This window comes from Bacillus sp. 123MFChir2, assembly GCF_000383235.1.
Lineage (GTDB): Bacteria > Bacillota > Bacilli > Bacillales > Bacillaceae_G > Bacillus_A.
In genome coordinates this window covers 1-1,707 of sequence record NZ_KB911027.1, presented here as the reverse complement: position 1 = coordinate 1,707, position 1,707 = coordinate 1, and the positions used below count along the sequence as shown (strand labels likewise).

The 1,707-nt window shown below is 30.8% G+C and carries 1 protein-coding gene and 1 pseudogene; both read left to right on the top strand.

Annotated elements, in window-relative coordinates; genetic code table 11:
- Window positions 1-375, top strand: a pseudogene (locus H280_RS0122835) (methyl-accepting chemotaxis protein); the annotation flags it as partial.
- A 273-nt stretch (window positions 376-648) separates the two neighbouring features.
- Window positions 649-1,707 (top strand): methyl-accepting chemotaxis protein (locus tag H280_RS0122830; RefSeq protein WP_020063405.1); only part of this gene is annotated, 1,059 nt, incomplete at its 3' end.

Here is a 1,707-nt window from a genome sequence, read left to right as displayed (position 1 = left end):
ATCCAGCAAGATACAAAAGATACTGTTCAAATCATGAAAAAAGGACAAGAAGAAGCAACGCAAGGAAGAAATGCTGCTAATGAAGCAGATCAAGCGTTTTCAATTATTATGAAAGACATTCATAATATAACGCAGCAAATTCAAGAAGTGTCAGCGACAACAGAAGAAATGTCCGCTGGAACGGAAGAAATTAATGCTTCACTATCAGTAGTGTCAGAAACTTCTACAAGAGTAGAAAAAGATACGAATGAGACTGTACAAGCAATTCAAACACAAGCATCATCCATTACAGAAATAACAAATCAATCCATGCAAATAAAGAAACAAATTGAAGAGTTAGAAGGATTACTTTCACAATTTAAAATTGGACAATAAAAATTTGAGCACTCTTCTTGTTTAAGAACTTTAAAATCTGGTAGTACAGAAAGCGTTTATGAACACTCCTAATGTTTGTTTGATCGCTAACATTATTGCTGGGATTTCATAAATGTTTTCTTTTTTATGTTTCAATCACAAAATTTGGTGATGAATCTTCAATTGAAATAAAATGACAAAAAACGATATTTCACTAAATAAAATATCGTTTTTTGTCATTTTTTGTTTTAAACTATATAACGTAATATAATGATTATATAAAGGTGTGGTGTAATGTCATTGTTAAAAAATAGTAAAATAGGCACGAAATTAAATGTATTAATAATTATAGCTAGTATTGCATGTATTCTCTTATCGGTTATGGGATATAAGGGATTAATGAAAACGTGTGAAGCTTCTGGAAGCATGTATGAAGAAAGATTACTTCCAATTTACTGGATAGAGTCTGTAGAATCTAATTTTAATTATTCTATTAAGAGCCTTGTGGAACTTATGATTACAACTGATGAAGATAGAAATAAAGAATTAGCAAATAGAATGGATCAATTGCAGAGCGATAACAATCAATTATTAAAAGAATATGAATCTAAGATAGACGAACAAGAAGAAAAAAAATTATACGAAAATCTTCAAAAAAATCTTGAAGAATTAAAAAAGCACATAAATGAAGCAAAAAATTTAGCAATGCAAAATAAAAACGAAGAGGCGTATACTTATTATTTAAAAGAAGTTGAGCCCGATATGACAAAAACAAGTAAGAGTATTGACGAGCTCATTAAATATAATAGTAATAATGCAGAACAATTACAGAAAAGCAATATCAGCAGTGCAGAAACGACAATAATGATGTTTGTTATTATTTCTGTTATATCGACTGTAATTATTATTTTTATTGGATATATCATTAAAATAGCTATTCAACGTCCAATTACTTTATTACAACACGATATGAAAGAAGTAGCAGATGGGAATTTAGTCATACGTACGTCTTACCAAGCAAATGATGAATTAGGAAGTATCGTTACTTCTTTTAATCATATGTTAGACAACTTACAGCAATTAATGGGAAAAGTAAAGGTAATGGCACACGAGGTTACTTCCTCTACTGAAAGTATGCTGCAAAATACAAAACAGGCATCTCAAATCTCTGACGAAGCTGTTCAAACAATTCATGAAGTGAACAGACAAATAGTAGGACAAGTTACGAGTATTCAAGAGAGTTCAACAGCAATGAATGACGTAGCAGATGGGGTTCAAACAGTAGCTGAATCAGCATCAACAGTTGCTGAAGTTGCTGTTGTCACAACAGATCGTGTGAATAGTGGAAGTAAA